This is a genomic window from Rhizobium sp. 10N427 (genome assembly GCF_056394605.1).
Window position 1 is genome coordinate 1 of sequence record NZ_JBFTID010000013.1, and the last position, 17,237, is coordinate 17,237.

Genomic DNA, 17,237 nt, shown 5'->3' on the forward strand with positions numbered 1-17,237 from the left:
AGCGGCCCTGGCGACTGTTCGGGTTCAATGGAACGGCGGACGGAGACCCAGGCTCTCCCACGGGCTTGGTGTCCCAAAGGTGCGTCGGTCTTCCATCCGCCACCGCGATCGGCATTACAGCCTCGATAGCGGATAAAGGGAAGTTACAAGGTGGCGGCAGCCGGATGAGGGGGGCCCCGGGTCGCAAACCTTTCCAAGTCGACGCAAAACAAAAAAGCCGGCGCCTTTTCAGGCAGCCGGCTTTTTCCTCCCAAGTATCCCTTTGTTAGAAGGCAAAGGCCTTCGATGTCAGTGGCGCCGATGTTGCATCCGGGCCGAAGTCGGCTTCGCCGGTGATCTGCAGCAGTTCCTGCAGCCGCTGGCGGGCGCGGTTCACGCGGCTCTTGATCGTGCCGACGGCGCATTCGCAGATTTCCGCGGCCTCTTCGTAGGAAAAGCCCGAAGCGCCGACGAGAATGATCGCTTCACGCTGGTCCGGCGGCAGCTGATCGAGCGCCTTCTTGAAATCCTGCAGATCGAGCGCGCCATATTGCGACGGATGCATCGCCATGGACTCGGTAAACAGGCCGTCGCTGTCCTGGATTTCGCGGCCGCTCTTGCGCATCTGGCTATAAAGCTCGTTGCGCAGGATCGTGAACAGCCACGCCTTCATGTTGGTGCCCATCTCGAAATGGTCCTGCTTGGCCCAGGCCTTCATGATGGTGTCTTGAACGAGATCGTCGGCGCGGTCGTGGCGGCCGGTCAGCGAGATGGCGAATGCGCGCAGGCTTGGCAGGGCTGCCAGCATCTCGCGCTTGAAGCTCGGTTGCTCTTTTTCCATCAGCTCACCCTATTCTGCCAGCTTCGCCGAGGCCATTTCGGCCTGGTCGAGCTTTTCGAGCAAATCAAGGAACCGGTCTGGAATGGCCTCATCCTGCGCCGCCGCGTAAAGCGAGCGAAGCTTCACACCGATCTGGTTGTTGGGATCGAGAATATCGCTCGCCCTTACATCCAGCCGCTGCTGATCTCTTTCTTCATTCTGCTGTGTAGCCATTAAATCGTCACTTCTCGCCTGTTGTCTGTAAAACCGGGCAGCTTTTCCGTTGAAAGCGGCTATCGACACCGATAGCACCAGCTGCCTGTTGGGCAGTTGATGCCGATACGCTGCCTAAGTCCTGCTTCAAGCTGGTGCGCCCTTTATTCGTCGGCAGGATAATGCGGCTGTCTGAAAAAAGTTCCGCAAGCTCCGGAACTTTTTTACCCGTCTCACGTTTCTGCCTCATTAGCGCCAGTTACCGGCCTACAGACGGGAGTTTTTAATGACACTTTCTACTCGAATTGCGCCGCACCTTCCTTATCTGCGTCGCTATTCCCGGGCTCTTACCGGCACTCAGACCTCTGGCGACGCCTACGTAGCCGCCGTGCTTGAGGCAATCATCGCCGACCTATCCATTTTCCCGGATACCGCGAACGACCGTGTTGCACTCTACAAACTGTTCACCAAACTGTTTGGTTCCACGGCAGTCCAGATTCCGGAACCGGCGTCTCCCTACGCCTGGGAACAGCGCGCGACCGTCAATCTCGCCAAGGTTTCTCCCCGCGCCCGCCAAGCCTTCATTCTCGCATCGGTCGAGAACTTCCGCGTCGGCGAAATCGCCGAGATCCTTGAGATCGCCGAACAGGACGTGATGGGCCTTCTGGACACCGCCTCGCAGGAAATTTCCCGCCAGGTGGCGACAGACATCATGATCATCGAAGACGAACCGCTGATCGCGATGGATATCGAGCAGATGGTCGAAAGCCTCGGCCACCGGGTCACCGGCATTGCCCGCACGCATACCGAGGCGGTTGCGCTTTACAACAAGACCAAGCCGAGCATGGTTCTCGCCGATATCCAGCTTGCCGACGGCAGTTCCGGCATCGATGCGGTGAACGACATCCTGAAGACCTCGAACGTGCCGGTGATCTTCATCACCGCCTTCCCCGAACGCCTGCTGACCGGCGAGCGTCCGGAGCCGACATTCCTTGTCACGAAACCCTTCAACCCCGACATGGTCAAGGCGTTGATCAGCCAGGCGCTGTTCTTCAATGAATCCACCAAGGTTGCAGCCTGATACCGGGTTTCCGGATGACGGAACAAAGCAATAGCCGGGGCGTTCCAGCATGACTGGTGCGCTCCGGCGGCTTTAACTGTTTCTGCAACGCTTGGTTATAAACTGACCGGCGGGTTGGCTGATGGGCCAACTTCTATCCAGCTGCACCAGACGGATCGAAGGAAAGGCGGCTTGGTGAATACGACAGAACCATTGACCGGCAAGCCGTTCCGCACGGATGGCAAGGCCGCAATGATGGAGCGGGCGCTGCGCAGCGCCGGAATCTCGATTGTCTTCCAGGACTCAAGGCTTGAGATGGCATATGCCGAGAATCTCCCCGCTCATTTCCAAGATTTATTCAGACCCGGCATGACGGACGCCGATCTGTTCGGCAGCGCCTATGGCGACTATCTCCATGCGTTGAAACTGAAGGTGCTCGACACCGGGCTCGCCACGACCGCAGAAATCGAAGTGAATGTCGGCGGCGAGATGCGCAGCTACGAGCTGAAGGTCGAGCGCGCCAGCGAACGCGACAGCCATGGCGTGCTGACGGTGCTTTCCGAAGTGACAGAAACCCGCCACCGCGAGAAGGTCCTAAAGTCGCTGCTGCGCGAACTCTCGCACCGCTCCAAGAACTTGCTGGCGATCATCCAAGGCATCGCCACACAGACGGCAAGAAACACGCTGTCGCTCGATGGCTTTCTGGTGAAATTCCGCGGCCGCCTGCAGTCGCTCTCCAATTCGCAGGACCTGATTACCGATTCCAGCTGGCGCGGCGCCTATCTGTTCGAGCTCGCCCAAAAACAGTTCGCGCCCTACTGGCCGGAGACTGCTGGCTCGCTGCCGATCTATGGGATCAACGCCCATATGACGCCGAACGCCGCCGTCCATCTCGGACTGGCGCTGCACGAACTCATCGTCAACTCCGCCTCCTTCGGCGCCATCGCCGGCGGCGCGGCGTCGATCACGCTGAACTGCCGCGAGGCGGAACTGAACGGCAGGCGGGCGATCGAAGTCACTTGGGCGGAAGCGCTGCCTGATAAGACCGAGATCCATGAATTCAGCGAAAACAGCTTCGGCAAGACAGTTCTAGAACGCGTGGTGCCTTCCTCTATGAATGGCAAGGCAGAACTGAAGCTGATCCCCGGGCGCATCGAGTACTCGCTGCTCGTTCCCGAGACCGAATTCGAAATCCTCAAGCGGGCGTGAGATAGCCCCCGTCTCCCGTTACAGCGCTGCAAACCGGACAAAGTAAAACAGCCAGTGCGAGGGCGGCGCACTGGCTGTTTTTACTCACCGGGAGGGGACCGTGAGTAAGATCCGGATGATGGGTTGGGGGCGCGCATGTTGGGTCGATGCGGTCATCATCTGGATATCCCAATAACGGCGCCGTTAACCTTTGGTTCCAACGCTGCGGAAAAAAAGTGGACTTTTGTGAATCTTTTTTTGCCTGGCCCTGAGCGCCCAGCCCCAGGCAGCATTTCAGCTCACGATTCCAAAACAAAAAACAACATGAAATCAGCCTGATAGGCTACAAAACATTCCAAAATTTTACCATTTGATAAATTTTTAGACCTGAGTTACGCTTTCCCTCACAGGCCGTTTTACCAATAATGAGGGAACTTCAATGGAACGTCTGGAAACTGGGATTCATGCCGGCCGGCTTTCGCCCGCCGAGTATGACGCGAACTTTTCCGATCTTCATCCGCGCCTCGACAAGCACGAGGCGCTGGTCGCTTCCGACCGCTGTTATTTCTGCTACGACGCGCCGTGCATGACGGCCTGTCCCACCTCCATCGATATCCCGCTGTTCATCCGGCAGATATCGACAGGCAACCCGCTGGGTTCGGCGAAGACGATCTTCGACCAGAACATCCTCGGCGGCATGTGCGCCCGCGTCTGTCCCACCGAAGAGCTCTGCGAACAGGCCTGCGTGCGCAACACGGCAGAAGAGAAGCCTGTCGAGATCGGCCGCCTGCAGCGCTACGCGACTGACGCCGCGATGAACGCCGGCCGCCAGTTCTACGATCGCGCCGCTTCCTCGGGCAAGAAGATCGCCGTCGTCGGCGCCGGCCCGGCCGGTCTTGCCGCCGCCCACCGCCTTGCGGTCAATGGCCACGACGTCGTCATCTACGACGCCAAGCCGAAATCCGGCGGCCTCAACGAATATGGCATCGCCACCTACAAGTCGGTGGACGACTTCGCCCAGAAGGAGGTCGATTACGTCCTTTCGATCGGCGGTATCGAGGTCAGGAACGGCGAGCAGCTCGGCCGCGACTTCTCGCTCTCCGATCTGCAGCAGCAATATGACGCCGTCTTCCTCGGTCTCGGTCTTGCCGGCGTCAATGCCCTGAAGGTCGATGGCGAGAGCCTGCCGGGTGTCGAGGACGCCGTCGATTTCATCGCCGGTCTGCGCCAGTCTGCAGACAAGGGCGCGATCGCCATCGGCCGCCGCGTCGTCGTTCTCGGCGGAGGCATGACGGCGATCGACGCCGCCGTCCAGGCAAAACTGCTCGGCGCCGAAGAGGTGACGATCTGCTACCGCCGCGGCAAGGAACACATGAACGCCTCGGAATTCGAACAGGATCTCGCAAGCTCCAAGGGCGTCATCATCCGCCACTGGCTGGCGCCGAAATCGATCGTCGCCAACAACGGCAAGGTCGCCGGTATCGAGGTCGAATATACCGCGCTTGCCGAGGGCCGTCTGGTGACAACGGGCGAAACCGGCGTCATCGCCGCCGATCAGATCTTCAAGGCGATCGGCCAGACCTTCGAGGCCTCCGGCCTCGGGGCACTGCGCATGGAAAACGGCCGCATCACCATCGATGCCGAAGGGCAAACCTCGATCGAAGGCGTCTGGGCCGGGGGCGACTGCGTGCTCGGCGGTGACGACCTCACCGTCTCGGCCGTGGCGCAGGGCCGCGATGCCGCCGAATCGATCAACCGCATGCTGACTGCAGGTTTGCAGCCGGCCGTTGCCGTCGCGTGAAGGGGAGAATGAACAATGGCTGATCTCCGCAATAATTTCGTGGGCATCAAGTCCCCGAACCCGTTCTGGCTGGCGTCTGCGCCGCCGACCGACAAGGCCTACAATGTCGAGCGCGCCTTCAAGGCGGGCTGGGGCGGCGTGGTCTGGAAGACGCTTGGCGAGGAAGGCCCGCCTGTTGTCAACGTCAACGGCCCGCGCTACGGCGCGATCTGGGGCGCCGACCGCCGCCTGCTCGGCCTCAACAATATCGAGCTGATCACCGACCGCGACCTCTACACCAACCTGCGCGAAATGAAGCAGGTGAAGATGAACTGGCCGGATCGCGCGCTCATCGCCTCGATCATGGTGCCTTGCGAGGAGGAGAGCTGGAAGGCGATCCTGCCGCTGGTCGAAGAGACCGGCGCAGACGGCATCGAGCTCAACTTCGGCTGTCCGCACGGCATGTCCGAGCGCGGCATGGGTGCCGCGGTCGGTCAGGTGCCCGAGTATATCGAGATGGTGGTGCGCTGGTGCAAGCAATATACCCGCATGCCCGTCATCACCAAGCTGACGCCTAATATCACCGACATCCGCAAACCGGCCCGCGCTGCGAAATCGGGCGGCACCGATGCAGTCTCGCTGATCAACACGATCAACTCGATCACCGCTGTTAATCTCGACACCTTCTCGCCGGAACCCTCGATCGACGGACGCGGCAGCCACGGCGGCTATTGCGGCCCGGCCGTCAAGCCGATCGCGCTCAACATGGTCGCCGAGATCGCCCGCGATCCCGAGACCTATGGCCTGCCGATCTCCGGCATCGGCGGCGTGACGACCTGGCGAGATGCCGCCGAGTTCCTCGTTCTCGGCGCCGGCAACGTGCAGGTCTGCACCGCAGCCATGACCTACGGCTTCAAGATCGTCCAGGAGATGATCTCCGGCCTCTCCGACTGGATGGACGCCAAGGGCCACCGCAACCTCGACGACATCACAGGCCGCGCTGTTCCGAACGTCTCGGACTGGCAGTACCTGAACCTCAATTACATCGCCAAGGCGAAGATCGACCAGGACGCATGCATCAAATGCGGCCGCTGCCACATCGCCTGCGAGGACACCTCGCACCAGGCGATCACCCAGTTCGTTGATGGCGTCCGCCACTTCGAGGTGATGGAAGACGAATGCGTCGGCTGCAATCTCTGCGTCAACGTCTGTCCGGTCGAGAACTGCATCACGATGGAAGCCCTGCCCGCCGGCGCGCTGGACGAACGCACCGGCAAGACCGTCGATCCGAACTATGCCAACTGGACGACGCATCCGAACAACCCGATGGCGAGACAGGCCGCGGAGTAAAGACTGGCGCCGCGGAGGATTTTGCTCGGCGGCGTGCCCCATCCACCTCCCTCATTCCTGTGCTCGTCACAGGGATGAGGGTGGCCGGAGGCACTCACCCCGCAAACGTCTTCCGGTACGCCCCCGGGCTCGTTCCGAGCCGCTTGCGAAAATGGTGGCGCATCGTTGCCACTGTCCCGAAGCCACTGGCGGCGGCGATGTCGTCGAGCGAGGTGGCGGCCGGTTTTTCCAGAAGTTCGCGCGCGTGGCGCAGGCGCTCCTTCAGCAGCCATTCGCCGACGCTAAGGCCTGTCGTCTTCTCGAAACGCCGCTGGAATGTGCGCTGGCTCATGCCAGCTTTTTCGGCAAGCAGGGTGATCGGCTGCTCCTCATCGAGCCTTTCGCGCATCCATTCGATCAGCGGCCCGAGCCGGATGCCTTCGCGCTCCTGCGGCACCGGCGCATGGATGAATTGCGCCTGCCCGCCCTCGCGATGCGGCGGCAGGACGAGGCGGCGGGCGACGCTGTTTGCGGCCTCGGCCCCGAAATCGCCACGCACGACATGCAGGCAGAGATCGATCCCCGCCGCACTTCCCGCCGCGGTCAGAATGCTGCCCTCGTCCATGTAGAGAACGCCGGCGTCGAAGGTGATATCGGGGTAGCGCCCCGCAATCGCGGCGACATAGCGCCAATGCGTCGTCGCCCGGCGTCCGGACAGCAGCCCTGATGCCGCCAGCACCGCGACGCCTGAGCAGAGCGACATGATGCGGGCGCCGCGCTGATGGGCAGCGCGCAGTGCGGCGATCAGATCGTCGGGTACCGGCGCATCGATCGCCCGCCAGCCGGGAACCACGATCAGGTCTGCATGTTCGAGGACGTCGAGGCCGTGATCGGCAGAGACGGTCAATCCGCCTGCGGCCAGCAACGGCCCCGGCTCGATGCCGCAGACCGAATAGCGGTACCAGCCCTCGCCCATCTCCGGACGTGGCAGGCCGAAGACTTCGTAGGCAATGCCGAATTCGAAGGTGCAGAGCCCGTCATAGGCCAGCACCGCGACATGAGGTCCATTTGGCATGATCTTTACGCTGATCGTCATCCTGGCCAATTTTGCCAAGCCATAGCATCGGCGATAACGGGCGGCAACCCGAACGAAAGGAACCGCCCATGCCAAGCCACGTCAGCGAAACCCCAGCCGCCTCGCCGGAAGCCACCGCCGCCTATTATGCCCGCAAGCTCGCCTTCGAGACGGATTGCTGGGATGTCCACGCATCGCTTGCTGCAGGCAATGCCGATTTCGTGCTGCTCGACGTCCGCTCGCCCACAATGTTTGCCGCCTCGCACATCCCCGGTGCCATCAACCTGCCGCATGGCAAGATGACAGCGCATCGCATGTCGGAATGGCCGGAGGATACGCTCTTCGTCGTCTATTGCGCCGGTCCGCATTGCAACGGCACCGACAAGGCAGCGCTCCGCCTCGCCCGTCTCGGCAAGCAGGTGAAGGTGATGATCGGCGGCATGACAGGCTGGGCCGATGAAGGCTTCCGCTTCGAGAGCGAAGCGGCCGCGGCGTGAGGATGGAAGGCTCCCGCGCGATTGCGGGAGCCGGTTTCTCAGAATTCGATGACGAGTTTGCCGAATGGGCCGCGGTCAAGATGCGCCAGCGCCTCCGGCAGTTCCTCGAAAGCGTAGCGATGATCGATGACCGGCTTGATGCCTGAAACATCGACGGCGCGGACGAGATCCTCAAGCGCCCGGCGATGGCCGACGCTGATGCCCTGCACCGTCGGTGATTTCAGAAGCAGCGGCCCGATGGGACCGGACACCTCGAAACCGTCGAGTACGCCGATGACATGGATATGCCCGCCGACGGCAACCGCCTTAAGCGCCTCGCCAAAATTGGCGCCACCGGCGATTTCCAGAATGTGATCCACACCGTAATCGCCTGTCAGGCTATAAAGCGTCTCCACCCAGTTTTCCCGCCCGAAACCGTGGTCGGCTCCGATGGCGCGGGCGCGCTCGAGTTTCTCCGCGCTGCCTGAGGTGATGAAAACCTCGGCGCCATGGGCCTTGGCGATCTGCACGCCGAACAGCGCAACGCCGCCGGTCCCCTGGATCAGCACCTTCTGTCCGGCCTTGAGATGGCCGCGCTCGATCAGCGCGAACCAGGCGGTCAGGCCGGCGCAGGGCAAGGTGCTGGCCTCGGCCGCATCGAGGCTGTCCGGCGCCCTGGCGAACCAGTCTTCGGAAAAGGTCAGATAGTCGGAAAGCACGCCGGGATAGAAGCCGCCGAGCGTGCGGTAGGGCGGGTTGCGCGCATTCCCGGCATTCGTGCCGTCGATCCAGCCGGGAGAGAAGGTCGAGATCACCCGGTCTCCCGGCTTGAAGCGCGTCACACCGGGGCCGACGGCTTCGACGACACCCGCCATATCGGAGGCCGGCACGAGGGGAAATTGCAGCGGCAACCCCATGCCGGTTTCGAGCATCAGCTTGTCGCGATAATTCAGCGAGACGGCCTCGGTCCGCACCAGAATATCGCGCCCCGAGGGATCGTCCATCCGTCCTTCCGATATCGTCAGGTTCTGTGGGCCGATGCCGTCGATCGTCCACTGCCTTATCTTGGTCATCGCATGTGCTCCTTTGCATATTCAGCGAAGAGAGCCATGCTATCGTTGAAAAGATGGCGGCAGTTGCGATATAAATTCCCAAGATAGGTTCCCTTGAGGATACAATTCATGGAAAAGCTTGGCGGTATCTCCGTCTTCGTCGAGGTCGTCGAAGCAGGCGGATTTTCAGCCGCCGCAAGCGGCCTGAACCTGACGCGATCCGCTGTCGGCAAGACGATCGCCAGGCTCGAAGAGCGCCTCGGCGTCCGCCTCTTCCACCGCACCACCCGCTCGCAGAGCCTGACGGAGGAAGGCCGCTTCTTCTACGAGCGCTGCCTGAGGGCTCTGGAAGAGATCAAGATCGGCGAAGCGCTTCTGGAGGCCGGCAAGCAGACCGTGCGCGGCAAACTGCGGGTGTCCATGCCAGTTATCTTCGGTCGGCAATGCATTGCGCCGATCCTGATTTCACTGCTCGACGACCATCCCGAACTGGAACTCGACCTGTCCTTCAACGACCGGATCATCGATCTTCTTGAAGACGGCTACGATCTGGCGATCCGCAACGGGCCGCTCAAGGACGATCAGGACATGATGGCGCGGCTCGTCGCCCACCAGCGGCTGACCGTCTGCGCCTCGCCCGATTACCTCGCCAAACACGGCACGCCGCAGTCGCTGGAAGATATCCCCAAACACGTCGGCATCATCTATGGCCGGCAGGACAAGCACCGCACCTGGGTGTTCCCGACCGACGACGAACCCTGGCGGCAGGTTCTGCCGAAATCGCGGATGCGGCTCGACGATCTCGCCACCATCTGCGACGTGGCGATCGAAGGTGCCGGCCTCGTTTGGCTGCCCTGCTGGATGGTGCGTGAGCACGTTGCCGCCGGGCGCCTGGTGCGGGTGCTGAAAGACGTGCGCCCGGTCATTTTCCAGTCGCATGCGATATGGCCGCGCTCGCCCGTCATGCTGCCGAAAGTCCGCCTCGCCATCGATGCGCTGGTTGCGAGATTGCCCGGCCTGATGGAGTGACGTTTTGAAATTTACCAAGCCGCTGAAGTGGCTGAATTTTTTATTGTATTCACTGGAAATCATGAAATGCTGCCGTATATCGCCATGATGATGCGCCGTACGGGGCGGTGCATCGGCCACCATCAACCGGATTTGCAATAACCATGTCACTTCGAACTGCGCTGCGCGCCGGCACCAGCGATTGCCACGCTGATGTTGATCAAATTTTCGGCCGGTTCGATCTCGGACGTAAAGCAGATTACGGAGCCTTCCTCTCCGCCCACGCCCGCGCCGTTCCGGCCGTTGAGATAGCGCTGGAAGAAGCCGGCATCGAGCGGCTGATCCCCGACTGGGCGGAGCGCCGCCGCCGCGATCTGTTGCTCGACGACCTCGCAGCCATGAATGCGCCGCTGCCGCCTTCTCTCGATGCGCCTTTGATGCAAGACGATGCAGCGCTTCTCGGCGCCGTCTATGTGCTTGAAGGCTCGAAGCTCGGCGGCGCGATGCTGGCCAAGGCCGTCGGCGAAGGGCTGCCATCCGCCTATCTCAGCCCCTTCGGCCCCAAGGGCGGCATGAAGGCTTTCATGGATATGCTCGATAGTGCAGGCGCCGATGAAGCGGGGGCCGTCGAGGCTGCCCGCGCCGTCTTTGCACTCTTCCGCAAGGCTGCCGAGATGGAACTGGAGATGGCCGCCTCGTGAGCGAAACCTTCGACCGCGTCGACCTGACGAATTGCGACCGCGAACCGATCCACCGCCTCGGCGCCATCCAGCCGTTCGGCTTCCTGCTCGTCTCCTCGGCCGATTGGCTGGTTGCCCGCGCTTCCGAAAATCTCGAACAGTTCATCGGCGTCAGCTACAAGGATGTACTCGGCCGCCCACTGTCCGAAGTGATCATGCCGCAGACGCTGCATACGCTTCGAAACCGCCTTGCCGTCATTAGGGGCCCTGATATCGTCGAGCGGCTTTTCGGCGTGCAATTTTCCGAGAACGGTGCTGCCTTCGACGTGGCGCTCCACATCAGCGACGGTCAGGTCATCATCGAGGCCGAGCCCTCGCAGGACGGTGCCCAGGGCGGCGCGACCATGTCGATCCGCAGCATGATGGCCCGTCTCGACCAGGCGCAGACGCTGGAAGCCTTCTACCGCGAAGGCGCCCGCCAGGCCCGAGCGCTGACCGGTTTCGACCGCGTCATGGTCTATCGTTTCGACGAAAAGGGATCTGGCGAAGTCGTCGCCGAAGCGGCGCGCCCCGGCATAGGCTCCTTCCTCGGCCTGCACTATCCGGCCTCCGACATCCCGGTTCAGGCCCGCGCGCTCTATGTCCGCAACCTCTTCCGCGTCATTGCCGATATCGATGCGACGCCTGTCGCCATCCATCCAGAGCTCGACGAGCACAGCCGCCCGCTGGATCTGTCGATGTCGATCCTGCGCTCGGTCTCGCCGATCCACATCGAATATTTGAAGAACATGGGCGTCGGCGCCTCGTTGTCGATCTCGATCATCGTCGACGGCAAGCTCTGGGGCCTGTTTGCCTGCCACCATTATTCCGCCCGCCTGCCCTCTTTCGAGCGGCGTTCGACCTCCGAGCTTTTCGGCCAGATGTTCGCCTCTCGCCTCGAAAGCCGCGAGCGACGGCTGGCGCTGGAATTCGAAACCAAGGCCCGCCAGATCGCCGACAGGCTGCTGACCTCGGTCGCCGACAATGCCAGCCTGCTCGACGACCCGACCTGGCTGATCGACGCGCTCTCGGACGCCATTCCCGCCGATGGCATCGGCGTCTGGATCAACGGCCGCTCGGCGCTGACCGGGCTTTCGCCGACGCAGGAGCAGTTCTCCGGCCTGGTGAAGGTGCTGAACCGTACCTCGTCGGGCCGTGTCTTCACCACCGACCATCTGCAGGAATTCTGGCCGGACAGCGATATCGACGGCACGGTCGCCGGCCTGATGGCGATCCCGATTTCGCGCTCGCCGCGTGACTATGTGATCCTGTTCCGCCAGGAGATCGTCCGCACCGTCCGCTGGGCTGGCGACCCGCACAAGCCGGTCGAATACGGGCCGAACGGCCCGCGCCTGACACCGCGCAAGAGCTTCGAAAGCTGGTCGGAACTGGTCCGGGGGCGCTCGCACCCCTTCACCTCGGCCGAAAAGCGCGTGGCCGATACGATCCGCGTCACGCTGATCGAGGTCATCCTGCGCCTTGCCGACGAGGCGAGTGCGGTGCGCCAGCAGGCAAACGAGCGCCAGGAAATCCTGATCGCCGAGCTGAATCACCGCGTCCGCAATATCCTCAGCCTGATCAGCGGCCTGATCCGCCAGTCGCGCACCAGCGATGGCGATATCGGCGAATATGTCGGCCAGTTGGAAGGTCGCGTTCAGGCGCTGTCACGAGCTCACGACCAGATCACCCGGGATCATTGGGCCCCGGCTTCGCTGCGCTCGCTGCTGCAGGCCGAAGCCGCCGCCTATCTCGGCAAGAATGCTGCGCGCGTGGTCATGCGCGGCGAAGAAGTGCTGCTCGGCCCGCAGGCCTTCTCGACGGCGGCCCTTGTCTTCCACGAACTCGTTACCAACAGTGCCAAATACGGCAGCCTCTGCGACAGCGGAACGGTCAGCGTCGCCTGGACCGAGGACGACACGGGCAATCTGCTGGTCGAATGGCGCGAGAGCGACGGTCCGCCGGTAAAGGCGCCGAAACGGCAGGGCTTCGGCACCACCATCATCCGCCACTCGATCCCCTACGATCTCGGCGGCAAAGCCGAGGTGCGCTATGAGCCCAAGGGGCTGCAGGCGGATTTCACCATACCGGCGAAATATGTCACCTTCGCCGATGGGCCGGTCTCGATCGTCCCGGAAGTGCGCCAGCAACCGGCCGCCAAGACCGCGACGATCATTTCCGAGAAACCGCTGCAGGGCTGCAGCATCCTGCTGGTCGAAGACAATTTGATCATCGCCATGGACGGCGAGGATATCTTCCTGCAGCTTGGCGCCAAGGATGTGACACTGGCGCCGAGCGTCTATCAGGCTCTCGAATATGTGGCGGAGAAGCATTTCGATCTCGCCGTGCTCGACGTCAATCTCGGCGACGAGACCAGCTTCCCGGTCGCCGAGAAACTGGTGCAGGCAGGCACGCCGCTTGTCTTTGCAACGGGGTACGGCGAAGCGGTCGCCAAGAACTTCAGCGGCGCCAACATCCTGCAGAAGCCCTATACGATCGAAAGCGTCGCGGCGGCGCTCGACAAGATGATGCCATTGAAGAAGGTCTGACGCTCAGACCGGCTGCACCATCAGCCCGCCGACGAAGAGCTGTTCCAGAAACCGCGCGGCATCCTCGAAGCGCCCGGCGCCGGAATGCTCCTGGCCGAGCACCGCCCGCACCTGCACGTCGAAGTCGGCGTAATGCTGGGTCGTCGACCAGATCGAGAAGATCAGGTGATAGGGATCGCATTTGGCGATCTTGCCGGCCTTGGCCCAGACGCGGATCACCTCCGCCTTCTCGTCGACCAGGCTCTTCAGCGGCCCCTTCAGCTCGTCCTCGATATGCGGCGCGCCCTGCAGCACCTCGTTGGCGAACAGCCGGCTTTCGCGCGGAAAATCACGCGCCATCTCCAGCTTGCGCCGGATGTAGCTGCGGATTTCGGATTCCGGGTTGCCCTCGGCATTGAAGGCCCTGAGCGGCTCCAGCCAGGTGAAGAGTACCCGGTCGATCAGCGCCCGGTGCATCGCTTCCTTGGTGCGGAAATAATAGAGCAGATTGGGCTTCGACATGCCCGCGGCGGCAGCGATCTGGTCGATGGTCGAGCCGCGGAATCCGCTGACCGAAAACACATCCAGCGCCGCTTCGAGGATCTGCTCTTCCTTCTCCTCCTGGATTCGCGTCCGACGCTGGGTCCTCGCTGCTCTCGGAATGGCCATATGGCTCTCGTTTCCCTCACAAATTCAACTGCTTCACTCAAGTTTTCAGAAGCAGTTTCCGGCTCGCAAATTTGTCAGTATTTTTGCTGTTTTACGTCTTGAGCCCGGCGCCGGAAGCTGTAATGTTTACCAATCGGTCAAATTATCCGTCAGATGCAAAATAAAGGCAACGTCGGATTTTCCAGCGCAAAGAAAACAAACAATCGCGCCGGGAATTGACCAAGGGAACAGACCGGACATGCTCAGCGCATGACTGATGAAAACAGGCGAGGACTTCAGATATGGTGGCAGCACCAGGCGAAAACATGCGCGTCAACGGCGACCGTCTGTGGGACAGTCTCATGGACATGGCAAGGATCGGCCCCGGTATCGCCGGCGGCAACAATCGCCAGACGCTGACCGATGCCGATGGCGAGGGCCGCAGCCTCTTCAAGACCTGGTGCGATGCCGCCGGCATGACCATGGGCGTCGACAAGATGGGCACGATGTTCGCGACCCGCCCCGGCACCGATCCTGACGCCCTGCCGGTTTACGTCGGCTCTCACCTGGACACCCAGCCGACCGGCGGGAAATATGATGGCGTCCTCGGCGTGCTCGCAGCCCTCGAGGTCGTTCGCACGATGAACGACCTCGGCATCAAGACCAAGCACCCGATCGTCGTCACCAACTGGGCCAATGAGGAAGGCGCGCGTTTCGCGCCCGCCATGCTCGCTTCCGGCGTCTTCGCCGGCGTGCACAGCATCGACTACGCCTATGGCCGCAAGGATCCTGAGGGCAAGACTTATGGCGACGAGCTGAAGCGCATCGGCTGGCTGGGCGACGAGGAAGTCGGCGCCCGCAAGATGCACGCCTATTTCGAATATCACATCGAGCAGGGCCCGATCCTTGAGGCCGAAAACAAGCAGATCGGCGTCGTCACCCATTGTCAGGGTCTGTGGTGGCTGGAATTCACGCTCACCGGCCGTGAAGCTCATACGGGCTCTACGCCGATGAACATGCGCGTCAATGCCGGTCTCGCCATGTCGCGGATCATCGAGATGGTTCAGGGTGTTGCGATGGGCGAACAGCCCGGCGCCGTCGGCGGCGTTGGTCAGGTGTTCTTCTCGCCGAATTCCCGCAACGTGCTGCCCGGCAAGGTGGTCTTCACCGTCGATATCCGCACGCCTGATCAGGCCAAGCTCGACCGCATGCGCGCAAAGATCGAGGGCGAAGCCGCGAATATCTGTGAAGCACTCGGCGTCGGCTGTTCGATCGAGGCCGTCGGCCATTTCGACCCTGTTACCTTCGACCCCGTCCTGGTCGGCCGCGTCCGCGATGCCGCCGAGAAGCTCGGCTACTCCCACATGAACGTCATCTCCGGCGCCGGCCACGACGCCTGCTGGGCCGCCAAGGTGGCGCCCGCGACCATGGTCATGTGCCCCTGCGTCGGCGGCCTCAGCCACAACGAGGCGGAAGAGATTTCCAAGGAATGGGCGACGGCGGGTGCCGATGTGCTGTTCCATGCGGTGGTCGAGACGGCGGAGATTGTGGTGTGAAACAATTGCGCCTATATTCCGAAGGAAAATTGCCGCCAACGGAGGCCGGTGAATGTCTACCGACAACCTCATACTTGAGCACTTGCGTGCCATCCGGGGCACCGTCGAACGGCTCGCCGACGACATGCAGGTCGTCAAGCAGCGTCTCGGCATCCTCGAACATCAGTATGCGACCATTTCGACACGGCTCGACCGCATCGATGAACGCGTCTTGCGGATCGAAAAGCGGCTTGATCTCGTCGAGGCATAGCCCCCTCGAGCATTTACCGAACATCACCCGACTGCTTCGCACGCAACCTCTCCACTAGGGGATGCGATCGGTCACCTGACTCAATAAGAACAGGGAACAGCCATGACCACAGTCATCAAGAATGGAACCATCGTCACCGCCGACCTGACCTACAAGGCCGACGTGAAGATCGAAGGTGGCAAGATCGTCGAGATCGGGCCGAATCTTTCGGGCAACGAGGTGCTCGATGCATCCGGCTGTTATGTCATGCCCGGCGGCATCGATCCGCATGTGCATCTCGAAATGCCCTTCATGGGCACCTATTCCTCCGACGATTTCGAGAGCGGCACGCGCGCCGCTCTTGCCGGTGGCACGACAATGGTCGTCGATTTCTGCCTGCCTGATCCCGGCCAGTCGCTGCTCGATGCGTTGAAGCGCTGGGACAACAAGTCGACCCGCGCCAATTGCGACTATTCCTTCCACATGTCGGTGACCTGGTGGGGCGAGCAGGTCTTCAACGACATGAAGACCATCGTGCAGGAAAAGGGCATCAACACCTTCAAGCACTTCATGGCCTACAAGGGCGCGCTGATGGTGAACGACGACGAGATGTTCGCCTCGTTCTCGCGCTGCGCCGAGCTCGGCGCGCTCCCCCTCGTCCACGCCGAAAACGGCGATGTCGTCGCCGCCATGCAGCAGAAGCTGATGGACGAAGGCAACAACGGGCCCGAGGGACACGCCTATTCGCGCCCGGCCTCGGTCGAAGGCGAAGCGACGAACCGCGCCATCATCATCGCCGATATGGCGGGCGTCCCGCTCTATGTCGTCCACACCTCCTGCGAACAGGCCCACGAAGCGATCCGCCGCGCCCGCCAGAACGGCATGCGTGTCTATGGCGAACCGCTGATCCAGCACCTGACGCTCGACGAGACCGAATATTTCAACAGGGACTGGGACCACTCCGCCCGCCGCGTCATGTCCCCGCCCTTCCGCAACAAGCAGCATCAGGACAGTCTCTGGGCCGGACTTTCCGCCGGTTCGCTGCAAGTCGTCGCGACCGACCACTGCGCCTTCACCACAGACCAGAAGCGCACCGGCCTCGGCGACTTCCGCAAGATCCCGAACGGCACAGGCGGCCTTGAAGACCGCATGCCGATGCTCTGGACCTATGGTGTCGCCACTGGCCGCATCACCATGAACGAGTTCGTCGCCGTCACCTCGACGAATATCGCCAAGATCCTCAACGTCTATCCGAAGAAGGGCGCGATCCTCGTCGGCGCCGATGCCGATATCGTCGTCTGGGATCCGAAGCGCTCCAAGACGATCTCGGCCAAGAGCCAGCAGTCGGCGATCGATTACAACGTCTTCGAAGGCAAGGAAGTCACCGGCCTGCCGCGCTACACGCTGACCCGCGGCGTCGTCGCCATCGAGGAGTCGACCATGAAGACGCAGGAAGGCCACGGCCAGTTCGTCAGGCGCGAACCCTTCCAGGCCGTCAACAAGGCGCTCTCCACCTGGAAGGAGCTGACCGCTCCCCGCAAGGTGGAACGCACCGGAATCCCGGCAAGCGGGGTGTGATC

Annotated in this window: 16 protein-coding genes; 11 read left to right on the forward strand and 5 right to left on the reverse strand. The window is 62.0% G+C overall.

Translation table 11 applies throughout. From position 1 onward, the window contains the following. Positions 1–265 precede the first annotated feature (265 nt). Together AC1DIJ_RS22880 and AC1DIJ_RS22885 are read right to left on the reverse strand one after the other, a co-directional pair. A complete protein-coding gene (locus AC1DIJ_RS22880; RefSeq protein ID WP_112390457.1) occupies positions 266–820 on the reverse strand; it encodes an RNA polymerase sigma factor in 555 nt (184 codons plus the stop codon). Between the two features lie 9 nt (positions 821–829). Then, a complete protein-coding gene (locus tag AC1DIJ_RS22885; RefSeq protein ID WP_112390456.1) occupies positions 830–1,033 on the reverse strand; it encodes a NepR family anti-sigma factor in 204 nt (67 codons plus the stop codon). A 265-nt stretch (positions 1,034–1,298) separates the two neighbouring features. Here AC1DIJ_RS22885 and AC1DIJ_RS22890 point away from each other — a divergent pair, with 265 nt between their 5' ends. The 4 genes from AC1DIJ_RS22890 to preA all read left to right on the forward strand — a co-directional run bounded on the left by AC1DIJ_RS22890 (position 1,299) and on the right by preA (position 6,390). Further along, on the forward strand, positions 1,299–2,093 hold the full coding sequence (locus AC1DIJ_RS22890) for a response regulator (protein ID WP_112390455.1): 795 nt from the start codon (positions 1,299–1,301) through the stop codon (positions 2,091–2,093). Positions 2,094–2,285: 192 nt separating this feature from the next. Continuing rightward, entirely contained in the window at positions 2,286–3,281 is a 996-nt protein-coding gene (locus tag AC1DIJ_RS22895) for a sensor histidine kinase (RefSeq protein ID WP_477831566.1), read from the forward strand. A 418-nt stretch (positions 3,282–3,699) separates the two neighbouring features. Next, complete coding sequence (locus tag AC1DIJ_RS22900) at positions 3,700–5,061, forward strand: NAD(P)-dependent oxidoreductase (protein WP_112390454.1); 1,362 nt, start codon at positions 3,700–3,702, stop codon at positions 5,059–5,061. Between the two features lie 15 nt (positions 5,062–5,076). After that, complete coding sequence (gene preA, locus AC1DIJ_RS22905; protein WP_112390453.1) at positions 5,077–6,390, forward strand: NAD-dependent dihydropyrimidine dehydrogenase subunit PreA; 1,314 nt, start codon at positions 5,077–5,079, stop codon at positions 6,388–6,390. Between the two features lie 94 nt (positions 6,391–6,484). Here preA and ftrA read toward each other — a convergent pair whose 3' ends face one another. Beyond that, on the reverse strand, positions 6,485–7,465 hold the full coding sequence (gene ftrA, locus AC1DIJ_RS22910; RefSeq protein ID WP_112390452.1) for a transcriptional regulator FtrA: 981 nt from the start codon (positions 7,463–7,465) through the stop codon (positions 6,485–6,487). 68 nt (positions 7,466–7,533) lie between these two features. Between ftrA and AC1DIJ_RS22915 the strand changes: the two genes are divergently transcribed. Continuing rightward, positions 7,534–7,941: a rhodanese-like domain-containing protein gene (locus tag AC1DIJ_RS22915; protein WP_112390451.1), complete on the forward strand. Its 408-nt coding sequence runs from the start codon at positions 7,534–7,536 to the stop codon at positions 7,939–7,941. 38 nt (positions 7,942–7,979) lie between these two features. Here the strand turns inward: AC1DIJ_RS22915 and AC1DIJ_RS22920 are convergent, their stop codons facing one another. After that, the gene (locus AC1DIJ_RS22920; RefSeq protein ID WP_112390450.1) at positions 7,980–8,993 is read right to left on the reverse strand and encodes a zinc-dependent alcohol dehydrogenase family protein; all 1,014 of its coding nucleotides are present in this window, start codon (positions 8,991–8,993) and stop codon (positions 7,980–7,982) included. Positions 8,994–9,101: 108 nt separating this feature from the next. Between AC1DIJ_RS22920 and AC1DIJ_RS22925 the strand changes: the two genes are divergently transcribed. The 3 genes from AC1DIJ_RS22925 to AC1DIJ_RS22935 all read left to right on the forward strand — a co-directional run bounded on the left by AC1DIJ_RS22925 (position 9,102) and on the right by AC1DIJ_RS22935 (position 13,245). Further along, positions 9,102–10,001 (forward strand): LysR family transcriptional regulator, encoded by a 900-nt coding sequence (locus AC1DIJ_RS22925; RefSeq protein ID WP_112390449.1) that lies wholly within the window; start codon positions 9,102–9,104, stop codon positions 9,999–10,001. Between the two features lie 143 nt (positions 10,002–10,144). Next, complete coding sequence (locus AC1DIJ_RS22930) at positions 10,145–10,681, forward strand: biliverdin-producing heme oxygenase (RefSeq protein ID WP_112390448.1); 537 nt, start codon at positions 10,145–10,147, stop codon at positions 10,679–10,681. Beyond that, positions 10,678–13,245 carry an HWE histidine kinase domain-containing protein gene (locus AC1DIJ_RS22935; RefSeq protein WP_112390447.1) on the forward strand — a complete coding sequence of 856 codons (2,568 nt, stop codon included), beginning with the start codon at positions 10,678–10,680 and terminating at the stop codon, positions 13,243–13,245. Before AC1DIJ_RS22930 ends, AC1DIJ_RS22935 begins: the two co-directional genes overlap by 4 nt. A gap of 3 nt (positions 13,246–13,248) precedes the next feature. On the opposite strand, the gene AC1DIJ_RS22940 is transcribed toward AC1DIJ_RS22935, so the two are convergent. Beyond that, entirely contained in the window at positions 13,249–13,893 is a 645-nt protein-coding gene (locus tag AC1DIJ_RS22940; protein WP_112390446.1) for a TetR family transcriptional regulator C-terminal domain-containing protein, read from the reverse strand. Positions 13,894–14,174: 281 nt separating this feature from the next. Between AC1DIJ_RS22940 and AC1DIJ_RS22945 the strand changes: the two genes are divergently transcribed. The 3 genes from AC1DIJ_RS22945 to hydA all read left to right on the forward strand — a co-directional run bounded on the left by AC1DIJ_RS22945 (position 14,175) and on the right by hydA (position 17,235). Continuing rightward, positions 14,175–15,428, forward strand: coding sequence for a Zn-dependent hydrolase (locus AC1DIJ_RS22945; protein WP_112390445.1), 1,254 nt, complete (start codon positions 14,175–14,177; stop codon positions 15,426–15,428). Positions 15,429–15,480: 52 nt separating this feature from the next. Beyond that, on the forward strand, positions 15,481–15,678 hold the full coding sequence (locus tag AC1DIJ_RS22950; protein ID WP_112390444.1) for a hypothetical protein: 198 nt from the start codon (positions 15,481–15,483) through the stop codon (positions 15,676–15,678). 102 nt (positions 15,679–15,780) lie between these two features. Continuing rightward, the gene (gene hydA, locus AC1DIJ_RS22955; protein WP_112390443.1) at positions 15,781–17,235 is read left to right on the forward strand and encodes a dihydropyrimidinase; all 1,455 of its coding nucleotides are present in this window, start codon (positions 15,781–15,783) and stop codon (positions 17,233–17,235) included. Positions 17,236–17,237 lie beyond the last annotated feature (2 nt).

Coding starts and splice junctions, on each gene's coding strand:
- AC1DIJ_RS22880 (WP_112390457.1), bottom strand. CDS start 820: ATGGAAAAAGAGCAACCGAGCTTCAAGCGCGAGATGCTGGCAGCCCTG.
- AC1DIJ_RS22885 (WP_112390456.1), bottom strand. CDS start 1,033: ATGGCTACACAGCAGAATGAAGAAAGAGATCAGCAGCGGCTGGATGTA.
- AC1DIJ_RS22890 (WP_112390455.1), top strand. CDS start 1,299: ATGACACTTTCTACTCGAATTGCGCCGCACCTTCCTTATCTGCGTCGC.
- AC1DIJ_RS22900 (WP_112390454.1), top strand. CDS start 3,700: ATGGAACGTCTGGAAACTGGGATTCATGCCGGCCGGCTTTCGCCCGCC.
- preA (WP_112390453.1), top strand. CDS start 5,077: ATGGCTGATCTCCGCAATAATTTCGTGGGCATCAAGTCCCCGAACCCG.
- ftrA (WP_112390452.1), bottom strand. CDS start 7,465: ATGACGATCAGCGTAAAGATCATGCCAAATGGACCTCATGTCGCGGTG.
- AC1DIJ_RS22915 (WP_112390451.1), top strand. CDS start 7,534: ATGCCAAGCCACGTCAGCGAAACCCCAGCCGCCTCGCCGGAAGCCACC.
- AC1DIJ_RS22920 (WP_112390450.1), bottom strand. CDS start 8,993: ATGACCAAGATAAGGCAGTGGACGATCGACGGCATCGGCCCACAGAAC.
- AC1DIJ_RS22925 (WP_112390449.1), top strand. CDS start 9,102: ATGGAAAAGCTTGGCGGTATCTCCGTCTTCGTCGAGGTCGTCGAAGCA.
- AC1DIJ_RS22930 (WP_112390448.1), top strand. CDS start 10,145: ATGTCACTTCGAACTGCGCTGCGCGCCGGCACCAGCGATTGCCACGCT.
- AC1DIJ_RS22940 (WP_112390446.1), bottom strand. CDS start 13,893: ATGGCCATTCCGAGAGCAGCGAGGACCCAGCGTCGGACGCGAATCCAG.
- AC1DIJ_RS22945 (WP_112390445.1), top strand. CDS start 14,175: ATGGTGGCAGCACCAGGCGAAAACATGCGCGTCAACGGCGACCGTCTG.
- AC1DIJ_RS22950 (WP_112390444.1), top strand. CDS start 15,481: ATGTCTACCGACAACCTCATACTTGAGCACTTGCGTGCCATCCGGGGC.
- hydA (WP_112390443.1), top strand. CDS start 15,781: ATGACCACAGTCATCAAGAATGGAACCATCGTCACCGCCGACCTGACC.